This window comes from Intestinimonas sp. (assembly GCF_026169115.1).
In the GTDB taxonomy this organism is placed as follows: domain Bacteria; phylum Bacillota; class Clostridia; order Oscillospirales; family Oscillospiraceae; genus Intestinimonas.
On sequence record NZ_JAPFEA010000029.1, the window covers coordinates 1 to 16,883 of the forward strand.

The following is a 16,883-nucleotide window of genomic DNA, read 5'->3' on the forward strand; positions in this document are numbered from 1 at the left end:
CTCCCTCAGCCGCCGGCGGCGGCAGCTCCCGCGGGAAGGGAGCCAGAGGGACGGGGGAGACGGATCCTTCGCTGCGCGCAGGATGACGCGGGGTAGGGGCGGCGTTCCTTTTGTGTGGGGCGCGGCTTCCCAGACGCGCCCTGCCCCCGTCATTCTGAGGCCGAAGGCCGAAGAATCCGCATTCCCCGTGACCCGGCCCGGCGGGCCAAACCGCTCTGAGGACTCCCTCAGCCGCCTGCGGCGGCAGCTCCCTCGGGAAGGGAGCCAGAGGGACGGGGGAGACGGATCCTTCGCTGCGCTCAGGATGACGCGGGGGAGGGGCGGCGTTCCTTTTGTGTGGGGCGCGACTTCTCAGACGCGCCCATGCCGCCGGGCCCTCAGCGAAAGACCTCGGCCACCAGCTGGCCGCCCAGGCGGAAGCCCTGAGAGAAGGCGTCCCGCTCCAGCAGACCCAGCAGCCGTTCATGTTCCTCCTCCAGCTGGAGGAGGAGCCGCTGCCGCTCCGGGTCCGGGTCGGCCATCAGGGCCGTCCAGGCCAGTTCAAAGCGGGTGGCCGCCGACTCATATTCCTGGTCCGGGGAGCGGGGGACCTCAAAGGGGGATAATTTCCCGGCGTAGAGTTGGTCAAGGATATTGTCCACACTTATCCCTCCGGTAGATTTCCCTGTTATCTAAAATTTTACATTTAGGAACGCTTGACATTACAGCCAAAATAAACTACTAAGAATATATTAACGACTTTTTATGCGTATATTATAATGTGAATGATTGGCAATGTCAAGAGGTGATTTTATGGAATTCCATATTCGGTTGAAAGAACTGCGATTAAAGACTGGTGAAAGCCAGGGGGAAGTTGCATCCGCAGTGGGGTGCGCCGCCCGACAGTACCAACGCTTTGAAAAGAGCGAACAGAAGCCGGGCTTCGACAATCTGTGGAAGCTGGCCGACCATTTTCAGGTCAGTGTGGATTTTCTGATGGGCCGTGTGGACAGGGCGGAGCTGGTTTTGGAGGAACCCGACCAAACGCCTTTGCATGGTCCCGATACGCCTGCCGAGGCCCTGGAGGATCGGCTGAAGCGGCTGCGCAAGCTGGCCCGGGAGACCCAGCCGGTGTTGGCGGCGGCCATAGGCGTCTCCACAGCGCAGATCCTCCGCTTTGAAAAGGGCGAACAAAAGCCCGGCCTGGACAACCTGTGGAAGCTGGCCGACCACTTCGGCGTCACCATGGACTATCTGGCGGGCCGGACCGACGAACCATAGACAACTGCGGGCGGCGGCGCACAGCCGCCGCCTTCCAATTCTTTATCATTAAGAGGTATACGCTATGAACACCCGATTTCTCCCTGTCTCCAAAACGGATATGAGGGACCTGGGCTGGGAGGACTATGACTTCCTCATCATCACCGGCGACGCCTATGTAGACCACCCCTCCTTCGGCCCGGCCATCATCTCCCGGGTGCTGGAGGCGGAGGGCTATCGGGTGGCGGTGATGGCCCAGCCCGACTGGAAGGACCCGGCGGCCTTTGCCGCCCTGGGCCGGCCCCGGCTGGGGGTGATGCTCTCCGCCGGCAACATCGATTCCATGGTGGCCCACTATACCGTGGCCAAGCGCCGCCGGACCGAGGACGCCTATTCCCCGGGAAAACGCATGGGTCTGCGCCCCGACCGGGCCACCATCGTCTACGCCAACCGGGTCCGGGAGGTCTTTGGGGACATCCCCCTGGTCATCGGCGGCCTGGAGGCGTCCCTGCGCCGCTTCGCCCACTATGACTACTGGGAGGACAAGGTCCGCCGCTCCGTCCTCTTTGACGCCCAGGCCGACCTGCTGGTCTACGGCATGGGGGAGCGGGCCACCCGGGAGATCGCCGCCCGGCTGGCCTCCGGCACGCCCATCTCTGAGATCACCGACGTGAAGGGCACCTGCTTTGTGGGCAGAAACCCGGGGGAGTGCGCCTATCCCATGGTGGAGGTCCCCTCCTTTGAGGAGGTCCGGGACGACAAGCGGGCCTATGCCCGGGCCAACATGGTGGAGTACGACGAGCACGACCCCATCGTGGGCAAGGCCATCCTCCAGCGCCACGGGGACCGGCTCCTCATCTGCAATCCCCCCGCCATGCCCCTCACCACCCAGGAGCTGGACGCCGTCTTTGAGCTCCCCTACGTCCGGGAGCCCCACCCCATGTACGACGCGCTGGGGGGCGTCCCCGCCATTGAGGAGGTCCGCTTCTCCGTCATCCACAACCGGGGCTGCTTCGGGGCCTGCAACTTCTGCTCCCTGGCCTTCCACCAGGGGCGGATCATCTCCGCCCGCAGCCACGAGAGCGTCATCCGGGAGGTCACCGAGCTCACCCGCCACCCCGGCTTCAAGGGCTATATCCATGACGTGGGCGGCCCCACCGCCAACTTCCGCCGCCCCGCCTGCAAAAAGCAGATGAAAGCGGGGCTGTGCAAAAACCGGGCCTGCCTGTCGCCCACCGCCTGCCCCAACCTGGACGCCGACCATACTGATTACTTGATGTTATTACGGAAGCTGAGACAACTGCCTGGAATCAAAAAAATCTTCATTCGCTCCGGGATTCGCTTCGACTACATGATGAAGGACCCCAGCGGAGAGTTCTTCGCCGAGCTGGTGCAGCACCACGTTTCCGGCCAGCTCAAGGTGGCCCCGGAACACTGCGTCAACGGCGTGCTGGACGAGATGGGCAAGCCCCACATCGAGGTCTATGAGAAATTCCGGCAGAAATACGAGCGGCTTAACCAACGCTACGGCAAGGAGCAGTATCTGGTGCCCTATCTCATGTCCTCTCACCCGGGCTGCACCCTGGGCGACGCCGTGAAGCTGGCCGAGTGGCTCAACAAATCGGGCCGCCAGCCTGAGCAGGTCCAGGACTTCTACCCCACCCCCGGCACCCTCTCCACCTGCATGTACCACACCGGTCTGGACCCACGGACCATGCAGCCGGTCTTCGTCCCCACCGACGCCCACCACAAGGCCATGCAGCGGGCCCTCATGCAGTGGAAGCGCCCCGAAAAGCGGCCCCTGGTGAAGGAGGCCCTGCGGGAGGCCCACCGGGAGGACCTCATCGGTTACGGCAAGGAGTGCCTCCTCCGGCCTGACCGGCCCGCCTGGAACGGCAAGCCGGGGGCCCCCGCCAGGGGCAAGACCCAGGGGCGGAGCGGCAAGCCCCCCAAGCGGGAGGACCAGAAGCTCAAGCAGAAGGGTAAGCGGGTGGAGCACAACGACCCCCAGCCCAAGCGAAAGGCCGGCTGGGCCAAGCCCAAGGCCAAGAAGAACGCCCGCCCCGGCAAGGGACGAAAATAAACACAGAGTGTGGAAAACTTTTCCCCACCTGCCGGCGTCTAAGGAGCATCTGAAAATGAGAGGTGACCTATGGAACTGCGGTATAATCTGACCAAGCAGGACTTCAAGCGGGGGCTGCGTCTCCACGAAAAGCGGTTCAAAGGGCCGCTGACGGTGGTCCGAAAGCTGGAATGGCTCCTTTTCCTGGCCGGGGCAGTCTTCGGCGGCGTGGTGCTCTTCATGCTGCTCTTTGTCCGACTGATGGGGGACTGGGAGGAGGACTTCGGCCTGGTGCTGGCGCTGGCCCTGACCACCCTGGGGATCTCCCTGGCCTTCCTGTGGGTGCTCTCCGCCCGGCGACGGGCCTTCCACGGGACCCGGCTGCTGGACATGGAGGGGGGCTACTTCGGCCCCCACACCCTGACCCTCACCAAGGAAGGCATGGCCCTTACCTACGGTGTGAGCCGCCGGGTGGAGCCCTACGACGCCGTCACCGAGGTGTGGGAAAAGAAGGGATACGTTCTCCTCTATTTGAAGAAGGGGGTATGGGAGGTGCTCCCGCCCTGCGCCTTCGCCGGGGCGGAGGAGAAGGGGGCCTTCCTGACCGCCCTGGCCGAGGCCCGGCAGGGCCGCCCGCCCCAGACCGGCGGGGTTCCCACCCTGGAGCCAGAGCCGGAGGCCGCCTTCACCCTCCGCTATGCCTGGACGCCGGAGAGGCTGGAGACCGCCCTCCTCAGGGCAAATCTGGCCTTCTTCCGCACCAGGCTCTTCTGGCGGCCCTCGGTGGTCCTGGCGGCTGTCCTCTCCATCCCTATGCTGGTGTGGGGCATCCTTGTCCTCGTCGGGGCCTTCACCGGCGGGGCGCCGGTGAGGGCCAGCGAGGTGATCCGCGCTGCCGGACTTCTGCTCATCGGCCTGGGGCTGGGCTCCATCTGGCTCAACTTCATCCCCGGCTTTATGGCCTGGGCCATCCGGCGGCAGGCGAAGAGAGACTCTTTCCACAAGCTGCTGGACGGCCCCATCACCGACGTGATCGGTCCCTTCGGGGTGGACAGCCTCCGGCCCGGCGAGCGGGAGCGCACCCTGTGGAGCCAGGTCGGGGGCGTGAAGTCGGACGACTGGGGACTGGCCCTCTTTCGCCGGGACCGGAAGCTGCTGATCTTCCCGGCGGCGGCCTTTGCCGACCGGGCCGAACAGGAGCGGGCGGCGGACTACGCCCGGACCCAGCTTGCTGGCAGTCCCGGAGCCGGTAAGGGCCCAGAGGTATAAAAGGGCCACATCATGGGAAAAACAGCGTGGAGCATGTTATGCTCCACGCTGTTTTCACACCTCAGCGCCGTCCGGTGAGGACGTCGCCGGCCTTTTCAATGGCCCGACCAGCGCCGTCTACCGCGCCCCTGACCACGTCTCCGGCCCCTCTGGCGGCGTCGCCCGCCACCCTTCCGGCGTCATCCACCGCATCCTTTACCATTTCGCCCGGACCGTGGGTCTCACCGTTCCCGTCCGGGTCCACCCGACCATCTCCGCCGACGTGGTAGTTGTCCGTCTCGCCCGGCATGGGTGTGGCAGAGGGGGAGGGGCTGTGGACGGGGGTCTCTGAGGGCTTCCCGGTGGTATTCGGCGTGGGGGTCGCCTTGGGCTGCCCGGCGCAGCCCACCCCGGACAGGAGCATCGCCATGGCGCATACGAGCGCAAGATAGGGTCTTTTCATATCCTTGCCTCCGCTTCATCAAAATCAGGTTCCCAACCGCTTTTTATTCTGCGCCGCCCGGCGAAAACTACCCCCGGAAAAATTTTTGAAAAATCAAAAATTAGGGCTTGCATTTCGGGCGGGCTTCTGCTATACTTCAATCAGTAACAGGAATGATTACTGATTAGAAGGAAGTGAGTTATGACCGGAAAGCGTTATTCCAGGCAGCGGGAACTCATCTACCAGCGCCTGATGGAGACCGACGAGCACCCCACAGCGGAGATGCTCTACAACTGGCTCAAGCCGGAGAACCCCAGCCTGAGTCTGGGGACGGTATATCGGAATCTGAATCTGCTGGCGGACGAAGGGCTGATCGCCCGGATGCCCTTCCCCATCGAGCGGTACGACGCCGAGATCCGGCCCCATCCCCACTTCCGGTGCCGAAAGTGCGGGAGCGTCTATGATTTGGAGGGCGTGGAATACGACGCCGCTCTGGATGAGCGGGTCGGCGCCCTCAGCGGGCACCAGATAGACCGCCACGACGTGGTCTTTACCGGCCTTTGCACCCATTGCATCACGCGGCACTAAGGCCGCGCACACCCCGTCCCGAACGTCCGCGGAAGGCGGACCCGATGATACAAAAAACAAATAATTGGAGGTCAAATTTATGGAACTCAAGCTGTATCGCTGCGCTCACTGTGGTAATATCGTTTTCAAGGTCGTGGATAAGGGCGTGCCCCTGATGTGCTGCGGACAGAAGATGGAGGAGATGACGCCCAACACCACCGACGGCGCCCTGGAGAAGCACGTGCCCCAGGTCACCCGGGAGGGCAGCCATGTCACCGTTCAGGTGGGCTCTGTCATCCACCCCATGCTCGAGGAGCACTATATCCAGTTCATCGCCGCCGTCAGCGGCAACAAGGTCACCTTCCAGCTGCCCAAGCCCGGCGATGAGCCCGTGCTGAAGACCGGCGGCAGCGAGCCTGTCACCGCCTACGAGTACTGCAACCTCCACGGCTACTGGAAGGGCCAGGAGTAAGCTGCGCCGCGCAACCACGGCGACTGATCTACAATGCTGAAAGGAGTCTTTTACAATGGAACTGAAAGGCAGCAAGACCGAAGCCAACCTCTGGAAAGCCTTTGCCGGAGAGTCCATGGCCCGCAATAAATACACCTACTTCGCCAGCACCGCCCGTAAGGAGGGCTATGAGCAGATCGCCGCCATCTTCGAGGAGACTGCCGGCAACGAGAAGGAGCATGCCAAGCTGTGGTTCAAGGCGCTCAGCGGCATCGGCGACACCGCCGCCAACCTCCTGGCCGCCGCCGAGGGCGAGCACGAGGAGTGGACCGAGATGTATAAGGAGATGGCCGCGACTGCCCGCGAGGAGGGCTTCCACGCTCTGGCCGACGCCTTCGACGCCGTGGGCAAGATCGAGAAGAGCCACGAGGAGCGCTATGTGAAGCTGGCCGAGAACCTCTCCAACAGCGAGGTCTTCAAGCGTGCTCAGGTCAAGGTCTGGTACTGCCGCAACTGCGGACACCTGGAGTACGGCACGGAGGCGCCCCAGGTCTGCCCCGTGTGCGGTCATCCCCAGGCATACTTTGAGATCAAGGCTGAGAACTACTGATACAAAAATAAGGCAGCGCCCGCTCTTTGGAGCGGGCGCTGCCTTGTTTTTTAGGGCGCGGTGCGCTGAAAATCAGATTGTCAAGCTCCACCGAATGTGGTATGTTAATAGGTATCAACAAAAAAATGGAGGGAGAGCGATGCCAGAAGAAATCGCACCCGGGATCTACCGCATCCCGGTGCCCCTGGTGGGAAATCCGCTCAAGGAGCTCAATGCTTACCTGCTGAAGGGAGAGGACGGAGCCCTGCTCATCGACACCGGTTTCCGGCAGCCGGCCTGCCGGGAGGCCCTGTTCTCCGGGCTCCGGGAGCTGGGGGTCCGCCGGGGAGAGATGGAGGTCCTCCTCACCCACCTCCACTCTGACCATTCCGGTCTGGCCCCGGAGGCTGCGGACGGGCGGACCATCTACGTCAGTGAGGTGGACCGGCCCAGCCTGGACGACCAGGACTACCGGAGCCGGTACTGGGGCATCATGGATGTGCGCTTCCGGGAGGAGGGCTTTCCCCTGCACCTCATGGCCCGGATGAACGAGACCAACCCGGCCCGGTCCATGGCCCCGCCCAGCGGCGGACACTACGAGGGCCTGACCGACGGGCAGATCCTGGAGAAGGGCGGCTGCCGCATCCAGTGTCTCCTTGTGCCCGGCCACACGCCGGGGCAGATGTGCTACTGGCTGCCCGACCGGGGCATCCTTTTCACGGGGGACCATGTGCTCTTTGACATCACCCCCAACATCACCGCCTGGCCCGTCATGCCGGACGCCCTGGGCTCCTATCTGGAGAGCCTGAAAAAGATCCGGGCCTATGACCCGGCGCTGACGCTGCCCGGTCACCGCAAGACCGGCGATCTGAAGTCCAGGGTGGACCACCTCCTCTGCCATCATCAGCAGCGGCTGGAGGAGGCCCTTGGCGCGGTGAAGGACCACCCGGGCCGGGGCGCCTATGACCTGGCGGGCCACATGACCTGGAAGATTCGGGCCAGCTCCTGGGAGGACTTCCCGGTGGCCCAGAAGTGGTTCGCCGTGGGGGAGTGCATGTCTCACCTGGATCATTTGATGGCCCTGGGACAGGTGCGCCGGGAGACGGTAGGCGGGAAAGCGGCCTACTATGCGATTTGACGCAAAGGAAGGAAGAACAAAATGGAACGGGCAAAGGTATATTTTTCTGATCTGAGGGCCCCCATGGGCACCAACCTCCTCAAAAAGCTGGAAAAGCTCATCCGCACCGCCGGCATCGGCGGCATCGACATGGAGAAGAAGCTGGTGGCCATCAAGATCCACTTTGGTGAGCCGGGGAACCTCTCCTTCCTGCGCCCCAACTATGCCAAGGCGGTGGCCGATGTGGTGAAGAGCCTGGGCGGGCTGCCCTTCCTCACCGACTGCAACACCCTCTATGTGGGCCGGCGGAAGAATGCCCTGGAGCACATGGATGCCGCCTATGAAAACGGGTTTTCCCCCTTCTCCACCGGCTGCCAGATCATCATTGGCGACGGGCTCAAGGGCACCGACGATGTGGAGGTCCCCGTGGAGGGCGCCGAGTACATCGAAAGCGCCAAGATCGGACGGGCCATCATGGACGCCGACGTTTTCATCAGCCTGAACCACTTCAAGGGCCACGAGGCCACCGGCTTCGGCGGGGCCATCAAGAACATCGGCATGGGCTGCGGCTCCCGCCGGGGCAAAATGGAGCAGCACAACTCCGGCAAGCCGGAGGTCCGCCAGAAAAGGTGCGTGGGCTGCCGCCAGTGTTCCAAGGAGTGCGGTCAGGACGCCATCTCCTACGGCGAGGACCGGAAGGCCTTCATCGACCAGGACAAGTGCGTGGGCTGCGGACGCTGCCTGGGCGCCTGCAACTTTGACGCCATCGTCAACCGGAACGACAGCGCCAACGACGACCTCAACCGGAAGATGGCCGAATACGCCAAGGGCGTGGTGGATGGCCGGCCCCAGTTCCACATCAGCCTGGTGGTGGACGTCTCCCCCTTCTGTGACTGCCACGCGGAGAACGACGTGCCCATCCTCCCCGATGTGGGCATGTTCGCCTCCTTTGACCCGGTGGCCCTGGATCAGGCCTGCGTCGACGCCTGCCTGCGTCAGCCGGTCATGCCGGGCAGCCGCCTGGACGAGTACCTCCACACCGAGGGCTGCGTGGACCACCACGACCACTTCTGCAACAACTTCCCGGAGACCAACTGGCGCTCCTGCCTGGAGCACGCCGAGAAGATCGGTCTGGGCACCCGCTCCTACGAGCTGATCGAAGTCAAATAACCGACAAATCGAGAAAGGATGTTATCCATGGATGTAAAGGAGATCCTGGCCCACTGCGACCACACCCTCCTCAAGCAGGAATCCACCTGGGCGCAGATCAAGGAGATCTGCGACGACGGCATCAAGTACCAGTGTGCCTCTGTGTGTATCCCCGCCGCCTATGTGCGTCAGGCCGCCGAGTATGTGGGCAACGACCTGAAAATCTGCACCGTTATCGGCTTCCCCAACGGTTATTCCACCACCGCCGTCAAGGCGTTTGAGACCGAGGACGCCATCCGGAACGGCGCCGACGAGATCGACATGGTCATCAACATCGGCTGGGTGAAGGACCAGAAGTGGGACGCGATTCTGGAGGAGATCAAGACCATCAAGGAGAGCTGCCAGGGCCGCATCCTCAAGGTCATCGTGGAGACCTGCCTGCTCACCGAGGAGGAGAAGATCAAGATGTGCGAGCTTGTCACCGCCTCCGGCGCGGAGTATATCAAGACCTCCACCGGCTTTTCCACCGGCGGTGCTACCCGGGAGGATGTGGCCCTCTTCGCCAGGCACGTGGGCCCCGGCGTGAAGATCAAGGCCGCCGGCGGCATCGCCAGCCTGAAGGATGCCGAGGACTTCCTGGCCCTGGGCGCAGATCGTTTGGGGACCTCCCGCATCGTGAAGCTGGCCCAGGGGCAGCAGGGCGAGGGGTACTGACTCAGATCGCTTAACACTTTTGTAACAAAAGCGTAAACTTTTTTTGACAAATGAGAAATTGCGGTTGCGCTCTGGTAAAATATGCGATATAATAGGCCCGTGCTCGGGAGAATGGACCGTTTTGGAGACCATACCGGGCATTGATTTTGAAAGGAAGGTAGATCAGCTTGAAGAATTTTAAGAAACTTTCCGCTCTTGTTCTGGCTGGCGCCATGGTGTTCTCCCTGGCCGCCTGCGGCGGTGGCAGCAACGAGACCCCCGCCCCCGAGACCACTGCTCCCGCTGAGAGCGGCGCCCCCGCCGAGACCACTCCCGCTACCGACATGAAGGTGGCCATGATCACCGACTACGGCGACATCACCGACCAGTCCTTCAACCAGACCACCTACGAAGCCTGCAACGAGTTCTGCACCGCCAACAGCGTGAAGTTCACCTACTACAAGCCCGCCGGTGACTCCACCGCCGAGCGCGTGGCCATGGTGGACGCCGCTGCCGCCGAGGGCTACAATGTGGTCGTCATGCCCGGCTATGCCTTCGCTGAGACCATCAAGGAGACCGCCGAGATGTACCCCGACATCACCTTCATCGCTCTGGACGTGGGCGAGGGTGACCTGGGCGCTGACTACACCGTGCCCTCCAACGTCTACTGCGCCGTGTACCAGGAAGAGCTGTGCGGCTACATGGCCGGCTACGCCGCTGTGAAGCTGGGCTACACCCACCTGGGCTTCCTGGGCGGCATGGCCGTCCCCGCCGTGCAGCGTTACGGCTACGGCTTCGTGCAGGGCGCTGACGCCGCTGCCGCCGAGCTGGGCAACGGCGACGACGTGACCGTGGAGTACGTCTACGGCAACCAGTTCTTCGGCGACGCCGACATCACCGCTTACATGGACAACTGGTACCAGACTCTGGGTGTTGAGGTCGTCTTCGCCTGCGGCGGCGGCATCTTCACCTCCGCCACCGAGGCCGCTGCCAAGGTGGGCGGCAAGGTCATCGGCGTGGACGTGGACCAGGCAGCCATCATCGACGCCTACGGCGAGGGCATGACCGTGACCTCCGCCATGAAGGGCCTGGCCAACACCACCAAGCACCTCCTCCAGGAGACCATGGACGGCAACTTCGCCAACTACGGCGGCAAGATCGAGACCCTGGGCCTGGTGTCCGGCGACGATCCCACTGCCAACTACGTCCAGCTGCCCATGGAGTCCACCCAGTGGAGCGACTCTTTCACCCAGGACAACTACAAGGAGCTTGTGGCCGCTATGTTTGACGGCACCATCACCGTCTCCAACGACGTGACCGTGGAGCCCGCTGCCAACGCCACCGTTATCACCGTCAACGCCTACGAGAACATTAAGTAATTCCATTTTCCTGAGCAAAACTTTGGACCGCCGCGGCCTTGCCGCGGCGGTCCTTTTTTGTTCGCGAGAGAAAATTGGCAAATTGAACATTTTTGTTTTGAATTATGCGCGTGAATATAGTACAATAAAAAAGAACCGCGTGTCCCGGCACAGCCGTCTCCGCATGGTGCGGAGGCCGCCGGGCGGACCTGGGGCGAAAGCCCCGCGGGGACCCGGCCTGCGGAAGGCCCGGCAGATACGACGCAACAAGAGGGAGGGCGGTAAGCTTGGAGCAGCCATATGCCATTGAAATGTTAAACATCACCAAGCGGTTTCCTGGCATCATTGCCAACGACAACATCACGCTCCAGTTGAAAAAGGGAGAGATCCATGCGCTTCTGGGTGAAAACGGCGCCGGAAAGTCCACGCTGATGAGCGTCCTTTTCGGCCTTTACCAGCCGGAGGAGGGCACCATCAAGAAGGACGGCCAGGTGGTGGCGATCAAAAACCCCAACGACGCCAACGACCTGGGGATCGGCATGGTCCATCAGCACTTCAAGCTGGTGGAGTGCTTCACCGTGCTGGACAATATCATCCTGGGCGTGGAGCCCTGCAAACATGGCTTTCTGCAAAAGGCGGAGGCCAGAGAGAAGGTCATGGCCCTCTCCGACAAGTACGGCTTGAAGGTTGACCCGGACGCCCTGGTGGAGGACATCACCGTGGGTATGCAGCAGCGCACCGAGATCCTGAAGATGCTCTACCGGGACAACGAGATCCTCATCTTTGACGAGCCCACAGCGGTTCTCACCCCTCAGGAGATCGATGAGCTCATGGACATCATGCGGGGGCTCCGGGCCGAGGGCAAGAGCATCCTCTTCATCACCCACAAGCTCAACGAGATCATGGCGGTGGCCGACCGGTGCAGCGTCCTGCGCAAGGGCAGGTACATCGGCACCGTGGACGTGCCCACCAGCAGCAAGGAGGAGCTCTCCCGGATGATGGTGGGCCGGGATGTGGATTTCGCCGTCCACAAGGAAGTATCCAAGCCCGGAGATGTGGTCCTCTCAGTGGAGGGGCTCACCGTGGCCTCCAAGGTCCACAGCAACAACGCCGTCAAGGGCGTCTCCTTCGACGTCCGGCGGGGGGAGATCGTCTGCATCGCCGGCATCGACGGCAACGGCCAGACCGAGCTGGTCTACGGCCTCACCGGTCTGGAGCCGGCCAAGGAGGGGACCATCACCCTCTGCGGGCAGGATATCACCCACGCCTCCATCCGCAAGCGGTCCACCATGGGCATGAGCCACATCCCCGAGGACCGTCACAAGCACGGCCTGGTCCTGGATTACAGCCTGGAGGACAATATGGTGCTCCAGCGGTATTTTGAGCCCCAGTTCGTCTCTGGAGCCGGTTTCCTCAAGCGTAAGGCCATCCGGGAGTACGCCGAGCGGCTCATCGAGCAGTACGACGTCCGCTCTGGCCAGGGGCCCGTCACCACGGCCCGGTCCATGTCCGGCGGCAACCAGCAGAAGGCCATCGTGGCCCGTGAGATCGACCGGGGGCCCGAGCTGCTCATCGCCGTCCAGCCCACCCGGGGCCTGGACGTGGGCGCCATCGAGTACATCCACAAGCAGATCGTGGCAGAGCGGGACGCCGGCAAGGGCGTGCTGCTGGTGAGCCTGGAGCTGGACGAGGTCATGGCCCTGTCTGACCGCATCCTGGTCATGTACGAGGGCGAGATCGTGGGCGAGCTGGACCCCAAGACCACCACGGTGGAAGAAATGGGTCTCTACATGGCCGGCGCCAAGCGAAAGGGGGCTTAAGGGATGAAACAGAAAAATTCGATCCTGCGCAACAAGGGCGTGCAGTCCCTGCTGGCCTCTCTGCTGTGCATCCTCATCGGCCTTGTCATCGGCTATCTGGTCCTCCTGGCCATCAACCCCGCCGGGGCCAAAGAGGCTATCTTCACCATCATCAAGAACTTCTTCTACTATCCCAGCGGTCCTGCCCGGATGAAATACCTGGGCAGCACCCTGGTCAAGACGGCCCCGCTGCTCATGTGCTCTCTGTCGGTCCTCTTTGCCTACAAGGTGGGCCTCTTTAACATCGGCGTCGCCGGCCAGTTTGTGGTGGGTGCGGGGGCCAGCCTTTACTGTGCTCTGGGGCTTCAGATGCCCTGGTTCGTCTGTCTCATCGCCGCCATTCTGGCCGGGGCCCTCCTGGGGGCCATCTCCGGGGCCCTCAAGGCTTACCGCAACGTCAACGAGGTCATCTCCTGCATCATGCTCAACTGGATCAGCCTCTATCTGGTCAACGCCCTGCTGAGCAACGTGAAGGAGGCGGCCAGTCCCTATACCATGACCCTCTCCAGCACCAACCCCAAGGCCATCATTCCCAGTATGGGTCTGGGCGAGTTCTTCGCCAACAACCAGTATGTCACCATCGCCATCCCCCTGACGGTGATCGTGGCCGTCCTCATCTGGGTGCTGCTGGAGAAGACCAAGCTGGGCTACGAGCTGCGGGCCACGGGCTGCAACAAGTTTGCCGCCAAGTACTGCGGCATGCAGGAAAAGCGCAACCTCATCCTCACTATGGCCATTGCCGGCGGCCTGGCCGGCCTGGGAGCCGGCGCCTTCTTCCTGACCGGCTTTGAGCAGTGGCAGTGCACCCAGTCCTCGGTGCCGGCCATGGGCTTCAACGGCATTGCCGCCGCCTTCCTGGGCGGCCTGAACCCCATTGGCGCCATCTTCTCCTCCTACTTCATCCAGCACATCACCAACGGCGGCGCCTATGTGGACAAGACCATGTATTCCGCCCAGATCTCCGACCTCATCTCGTCCCTCATCATCTATCTGTGCGGCTTTGTGCTCTTCTTCAAGACGGCGCTCACCGCCTGGCTGGACCGCCGCGCCGAGCGCCGCGCGGCCCAGGAGCAGAAAGGAGAGGAGAAGTAATGCTGCTGCTGATCCAATATACCCTGATCTTCGCCTCTGTCCTCATCCTGGTGGCCCTGGGCGGCTGCTTCTCCGAGCACTCCGGCGTCATCAACATCGGCCTGGAGGGCATCATGGTCATGGGCGCCCTGGGCGGCGCTCTGATGATGAAGTTTGCTCCCGCCGGCCTCCCCGCCATCGGGATGTTCGTCCTGGTGGTCCTGGCCGCCGTGTGCCTGGGCATGCTCTATTCCCTGCTGCTGGCCGTGGCAGCCATCAACTTCAAGGCCGATCAGACGCTGGTGGGCACTGCCATGAATCTGCTGGCCACCGCCGCCGCCACCGTCTTTGTCAAGGCCATGAACACCGCTGCCGACTCCGGCAACGTCTCAGCGACCATCCAGTATATCGAGCAGAAGAAAGCCTTCCTGGTCAACATCGGCGGCTTTGAGTTCAACTGGTTCATGCTGGCCGCCCTCGTGGCGCTCATCTGCTCCTGGGTGGTCCTCTACCGCACCCGCTTCGGCCTGCGGCTCATGGCCTGCGGCGAACACCCCCAGGCGGCCGACTCCGTGGGCATCAACGTCTACCGCATGCGCTATGCCGGCGTGCTCATCTCCGGCTTCCTGGGCGGCCTGGGCGGCATCGTCTACATCACCGCCGGCGTCAGCGAGTGGAAATTTGAGTACGGCGTGGCCGGCTTTGGCTTCCTGGCCCTGGCCGTTATGATCTTCGGCCAGTGGAAGCCCACCCGCATCGCCCTGGCGGCGCTGCTCTTTGGCCTGTTCCGGGCCCTGGGCAACGTCTACACCGGCTTCGACCTGCTCAAAAACCTGAACCTGCCCAGCGCCGTCTACAATATGCTGCCCTACATCGTCTCCCTGGTGGTGCTGGCCTTCACTTCCCAGAAGTCCAGAGCGCCCAAGGCGGAGGGCATCCCCTACGACAAGGGTCAGCGCTGACCTCCAATTATTGCCTGCTATGAGCCCCGGGACTAGAGGTCCCGGGGCTCATTCTGTTTTTGTGGGCGACGGGAAAAAGCTGCCTTTCCCCCTTGGCTTTTGGCGGATATGCCGATATAATAATGGCAGTATGCATCAGCAGATGGGGACGGTGTCATGCTGTCCCCGCCCAATGCCCAAAAAGGAGCGATGTTATGAGGATCTATCAGGAAGCTGACTACGATGCCATGAGCCGCCGGACGGCGGCTGTGATCGCCGCCGAGGTCATTCGGAAGCCGGACTGTGTGCTGGGCCTGGCTACCGGCTCCACGCCGGTGGGCGCCTACCGCCAACTGGCCGCCTGGAACCGGGAGGGGCTGCTCAGTTTTCGGGCGGTCACCTCTGTGAACCTGGATGAATACAAGGGCCTGGGGCCCGACCACGACCAGAGCTACCGGTATTTCATGGAGCACAATCTCTTTGCCCATGTGGACATCGACCAAACGCGCACCCACGTCCCCGACGGCCTGGCCGCCGACCCGGAGGCCGAGTGCCGCCGGTATGACGCCCTGGTGGAGGGCCTGGGCGGCGCAGACCTCCAGCTCCTGGGTCTGGGGCACAACGGCCACATCGGCTTCAATGAGCCGGGGGAGTGCTTCGTCAGGGAGACCCATGTGGTAGACCTCACCGAGCGCACCATCGAGGCCAACGCCCGCTTCTTTGCCTCCAGGGACGAGGTACCCCGTCAGGCCCTCACCATGGGCATCGGGTGCATCATGTCCGCCCGGCGGGTGCTGGTGGCCGTCAGCGGCGCGGACAAGGCCGAGGCGGTCCGCCGGGCCTTTACAGGACCCATCACCCCGGCGGTGCCCGCCTCCATCCTCCAGCTCCACCCGGACGTGGTGCTGGTGGGGGACGCCGCCGCCCTCAGCGGCCTGCGTGAGGCGGGGGCCGTGCTGTGAGGATCGTCGGCGCAAACGTCTTTGACGTACAAAATGGCTTTGTCCGCCGGGAGGTGTGTACCGACGGGGAGCTCATCTCCTTCCGCAGCGGAGACGACGCCGTGGTGGAGGCGGATGGCTGCTGGCTCATCCCCGGCCTTACCGACCTCCACTTTCACGGCTGCCGGGGGGCGGATTTCAGCGACGCCTCCCCGGAGGGCCTGGCCGTCATGGCCAACTACGAGCTTTCCAGGGGCGTGACCCAGATCTGTCCGGCGGGGATGACCCTGGACCGGGCGGCCCTGCTGGCCATGTGCGCCAATGCCCGGCGGCATCGGGAGGAGGCTGCGGGCGGCGCCGACCTGGTGGGCATCAACCTGGAGGGCCCCTTCCTCTCCCCGGAGAAGAAGGGGGCCCAGAACGGGGCCTGGCTCCGGGACCCGGATGTGGAGCTGTTCCGGGAATTGCAGGCCGCGTCCAAGGGCCTGGTCAAGCTGGTGTCGGTGGCGCCGGAGCGGCCCGGCGCGCTGGACTTCATCCGGCGGGTGGGGGAGCGGGTGTGCGTCTCCATCGCCCACACCACCGCCGACTACGAGACGGCCCTGGCCGCCTTCCGGGCTGGGGCCCGGCAGGTCACCCACCTCTATAACGCCATGCCCCCCTTTGGCCATCGGGAGCCGGGGGTGGTGGGGGCGGCCTTCGATACCCCGGCGTGCCGGGTGGAACTCATCTGCGACGGCGTCCACATCCACCCGTCGGTGGTCCGGGCCACCTTCCGCATGTTTGGGCCTGACCGCGTGATCCTGGTCAGCGATACCATGCGGGCCGCCGGCATGCCGGATGGGGACTATACCCTGGGGGGACAGGCGGTCCATGTGGCCGGACGACGGGCCACGCTGTCCGACGGCACCCTGGCCGGTTCCTCCACCGACCTCATGGCGTGCATGGCGACGGCGGTGGAGATGGGAGTCCCCCTCCACCATGCGGTGATGGCGGCGGCGGTGAACCCGGCCCGGGCCATCGGAATTGACAGCCGCGTGGGCTCCCTGGAGCCGGGCAAGCGGGCCAATCTGGTGGTGCTGGACCGGGACCTCGCCGTCCGGGCGGTGGTCTTCCGGGGACGGACCGTATCGGGAGACCTCTGAGCCCGGCGGCT

The 16,883-nt window shown here is 63.5% G+C and carries 17 protein-coding genes; 15 read left to right on the forward strand and 2 right to left on the reverse strand.

Annotation, left to right across the window (positions count from 1 at the left end; genetic code table 11):
- Positions 1-377 precede the first annotated feature (377 nt).
- On the reverse strand, positions 378-641 hold the full coding sequence (locus Q0Y09_RS02685) for a DUF6809 family protein (protein ID WP_297717204.1): 264 nt from the start codon (positions 639-641) through the stop codon (positions 378-380).
- A 151-nt stretch (positions 642-792) separates the two neighbouring features.
- Here Q0Y09_RS02685 and Q0Y09_RS02690 point away from each other — a divergent pair, with 151 nt between their 5' ends.
- The 3 genes from Q0Y09_RS02690 to Q0Y09_RS02700 all read left to right on the forward strand — a co-directional run bounded on the left by Q0Y09_RS02690 (position 793) and on the right by Q0Y09_RS02700 (position 4,570).
- A complete protein-coding gene (locus tag Q0Y09_RS02690) occupies positions 793-1,260 on the forward strand; it encodes a helix-turn-helix transcriptional regulator (protein ID WP_297717207.1) in 468 nt (155 codons plus the stop codon).
- A gap of 64 nt (positions 1,261-1,324) precedes the next feature.
- The gene (locus Q0Y09_RS02695; RefSeq protein ID WP_297717210.1) at positions 1,325-3,322 is read left to right on the forward strand and encodes a YgiQ family radical SAM protein; all 1,998 of its coding nucleotides are present in this window, start codon (positions 1,325-1,327) and stop codon (positions 3,320-3,322) included.
- 69 nt (positions 3,323-3,391) lie between these two features.
- Positions 3,392-4,570 (forward strand): hypothetical protein, encoded by a 1,179-nt coding sequence (locus Q0Y09_RS02700; RefSeq protein ID WP_297717213.1) that lies wholly within the window; start codon positions 3,392-3,394, stop codon positions 4,568-4,570.
- Between the two features lie 61 nt (positions 4,571-4,631).
- Here Q0Y09_RS02700 and Q0Y09_RS02705 read toward each other — a convergent pair whose 3' ends face one another.
- On the reverse strand, positions 4,632-5,012 hold the full coding sequence (locus Q0Y09_RS02705; protein ID WP_297717216.1) for a hypothetical protein: 381 nt from the start codon (positions 5,010-5,012) through the stop codon (positions 4,632-4,634).
- Between the two features lie 180 nt (positions 5,013-5,192).
- Between Q0Y09_RS02705 and Q0Y09_RS02710 the strand changes: the two genes are divergently transcribed.
- The 12 genes from Q0Y09_RS02710 (at position 5,193) to nagA (ending at position 16,872) form a co-directional block, all read left to right on the forward strand.
- A complete protein-coding gene (locus Q0Y09_RS02710) occupies positions 5,193-5,579 on the forward strand; it encodes a transcriptional repressor (RefSeq protein ID WP_297717218.1) in 387 nt (128 codons plus the stop codon).
- Positions 5,580-5,658: 79 nt separating this feature from the next.
- Positions 5,659-6,030 (forward strand): desulfoferrodoxin family protein, encoded by a 372-nt coding sequence (locus Q0Y09_RS02715; RefSeq protein WP_297717221.1) that lies wholly within the window; start codon positions 5,659-5,661, stop codon positions 6,028-6,030.
- Positions 6,031-6,085: 55 nt separating this feature from the next.
- Positions 6,086-6,619, forward strand: coding sequence for a rubrerythrin (gene rbr / locus Q0Y09_RS02720; RefSeq protein WP_297717224.1), 534 nt, complete (start codon positions 6,086-6,088; stop codon positions 6,617-6,619).
- Between the two features lie 139 nt (positions 6,620-6,758).
- The gene (locus tag Q0Y09_RS02725; RefSeq protein WP_297717227.1) at positions 6,759-7,736 is read left to right on the forward strand and encodes an MBL fold metallo-hydrolase; all 978 of its coding nucleotides are present in this window, start codon (positions 6,759-6,761) and stop codon (positions 7,734-7,736) included.
- Between the two features lie 21 nt (positions 7,737-7,757).
- Complete coding sequence (locus Q0Y09_RS02730) at positions 7,758-8,885, forward strand: DUF362 domain-containing protein (RefSeq protein ID WP_297717230.1); 1,128 nt, start codon at positions 7,758-7,760, stop codon at positions 8,883-8,885.
- Positions 8,886-8,912: 27 nt separating this feature from the next.
- Complete coding sequence (gene deoC / locus Q0Y09_RS02735) at positions 8,913-9,578, forward strand: deoxyribose-phosphate aldolase (RefSeq protein ID WP_297717233.1); 666 nt, start codon at positions 8,913-8,915, stop codon at positions 9,576-9,578.
- A 167-nt stretch (positions 9,579-9,745) separates the two neighbouring features.
- The gene (locus Q0Y09_RS02740) at positions 9,746-10,936 is read left to right on the forward strand and encodes a BMP family ABC transporter substrate-binding protein (RefSeq protein ID WP_297717236.1); all 1,191 of its coding nucleotides are present in this window, start codon (positions 9,746-9,748) and stop codon (positions 10,934-10,936) included.
- Between the two features lie 290 nt (positions 10,937-11,226).
- Positions 11,227-12,735 carry an ABC transporter ATP-binding protein gene (locus tag Q0Y09_RS02745; protein WP_297717325.1) on the forward strand — a complete coding sequence of 503 codons (1,509 nt, stop codon included), beginning with the start codon at positions 11,227-11,229 and terminating at the stop codon, positions 12,733-12,735.
- Positions 12,736-12,738: 3 nt separating this feature from the next.
- Positions 12,739-13,866, forward strand: a complete 1,128-nt coding sequence (locus Q0Y09_RS02750; RefSeq protein WP_297717239.1) for an ABC transporter permease — start codon at positions 12,739-12,741, stop codon at positions 13,864-13,866.
- Complete coding sequence (locus Q0Y09_RS02755) at positions 13,866-14,807, forward strand: ABC transporter permease (RefSeq protein WP_297717242.1); 942 nt, start codon at positions 13,866-13,868, stop codon at positions 14,805-14,807. Before Q0Y09_RS02750 ends, Q0Y09_RS02755 begins: the two co-directional genes overlap by 1 nt.
- A 194-nt stretch (positions 14,808-15,001) precedes the next feature.
- Positions 15,002-15,748, forward strand: a complete 747-nt coding sequence (gene nagB, locus Q0Y09_RS02760) for a glucosamine-6-phosphate deaminase (RefSeq protein ID WP_297717245.1) — start codon at positions 15,002-15,004, stop codon at positions 15,746-15,748.
- A complete protein-coding gene (gene nagA / locus Q0Y09_RS02765) occupies positions 15,745-16,872 on the forward strand; it encodes an N-acetylglucosamine-6-phosphate deacetylase (protein WP_297717248.1) in 1,128 nt (375 codons plus the stop codon). Before nagB ends, nagA begins: the two co-directional genes overlap by 4 nt.
- Positions 16,873-16,883: the final 11 nt, after the last annotated feature.

Excerpts from the sequence above, each read along its gene's own strand:
- rbr (WP_297717224.1), top strand. The coding sequence starts at position 6,086 with ATGGAACTGAAAGGCAGCAAGACCGAAGCCAACCTCTGGAAAGCCTTT.
- Q0Y09_RS02725 (WP_297717227.1), top strand. The coding sequence starts at position 6,759 with ATGCCAGAAGAAATCGCACCCGGGATCTACCGCATCCCGGTGCCCCTG.
- Q0Y09_RS02705 (WP_297717216.1), bottom strand. The coding sequence starts at position 5,012 with ATGAAAAGACCCTATCTTGCGCTCGTATGCGCCATGGCGATGCTCCTG.
- deoC (WP_297717233.1), top strand. The coding sequence starts at position 8,913 with ATGGATGTAAAGGAGATCCTGGCCCACTGCGACCACACCCTCCTCAAG.
- Q0Y09_RS02690 (WP_297717207.1), top strand. The coding sequence starts at position 793 with ATGGAATTCCATATTCGGTTGAAAGAACTGCGATTAAAGACTGGTGAA.
- Q0Y09_RS02700 (WP_297717213.1), top strand. The coding sequence starts at position 3,392 with ATGGAACTGCGGTATAATCTGACCAAGCAGGACTTCAAGCGGGGGCTG.
- Q0Y09_RS02755 (WP_297717242.1), top strand. The coding sequence starts at position 13,866 with ATGCTGCTGCTGATCCAATATACCCTGATCTTCGCCTCTGTCCTCATC.
- Q0Y09_RS02745 (WP_297717325.1), top strand. The coding sequence starts at position 11,227 with ATGTTAAACATCACCAAGCGGTTTCCTGGCATCATTGCCAACGACAAC.
- Q0Y09_RS02710 (WP_297717218.1), top strand. The coding sequence starts at position 5,193 with ATGACCGGAAAGCGTTATTCCAGGCAGCGGGAACTCATCTACCAGCGC.
- Q0Y09_RS02730 (WP_297717230.1), top strand. The coding sequence starts at position 7,758 with ATGGAACGGGCAAAGGTATATTTTTCTGATCTGAGGGCCCCCATGGGC.
- nagB (WP_297717245.1), top strand. The coding sequence starts at position 15,002 with ATGAGGATCTATCAGGAAGCTGACTACGATGCCATGAGCCGCCGGACG.
- Q0Y09_RS02715 (WP_297717221.1), top strand. The coding sequence starts at position 5,659 with ATGGAACTCAAGCTGTATCGCTGCGCTCACTGTGGTAATATCGTTTTC.
- Q0Y09_RS02750 (WP_297717239.1), top strand. The coding sequence starts at position 12,739 with ATGAAACAGAAAAATTCGATCCTGCGCAACAAGGGCGTGCAGTCCCTG.
- Q0Y09_RS02695 (WP_297717210.1), top strand. The coding sequence starts at position 1,325 with ATGAACACCCGATTTCTCCCTGTCTCCAAAACGGATATGAGGGACCTG.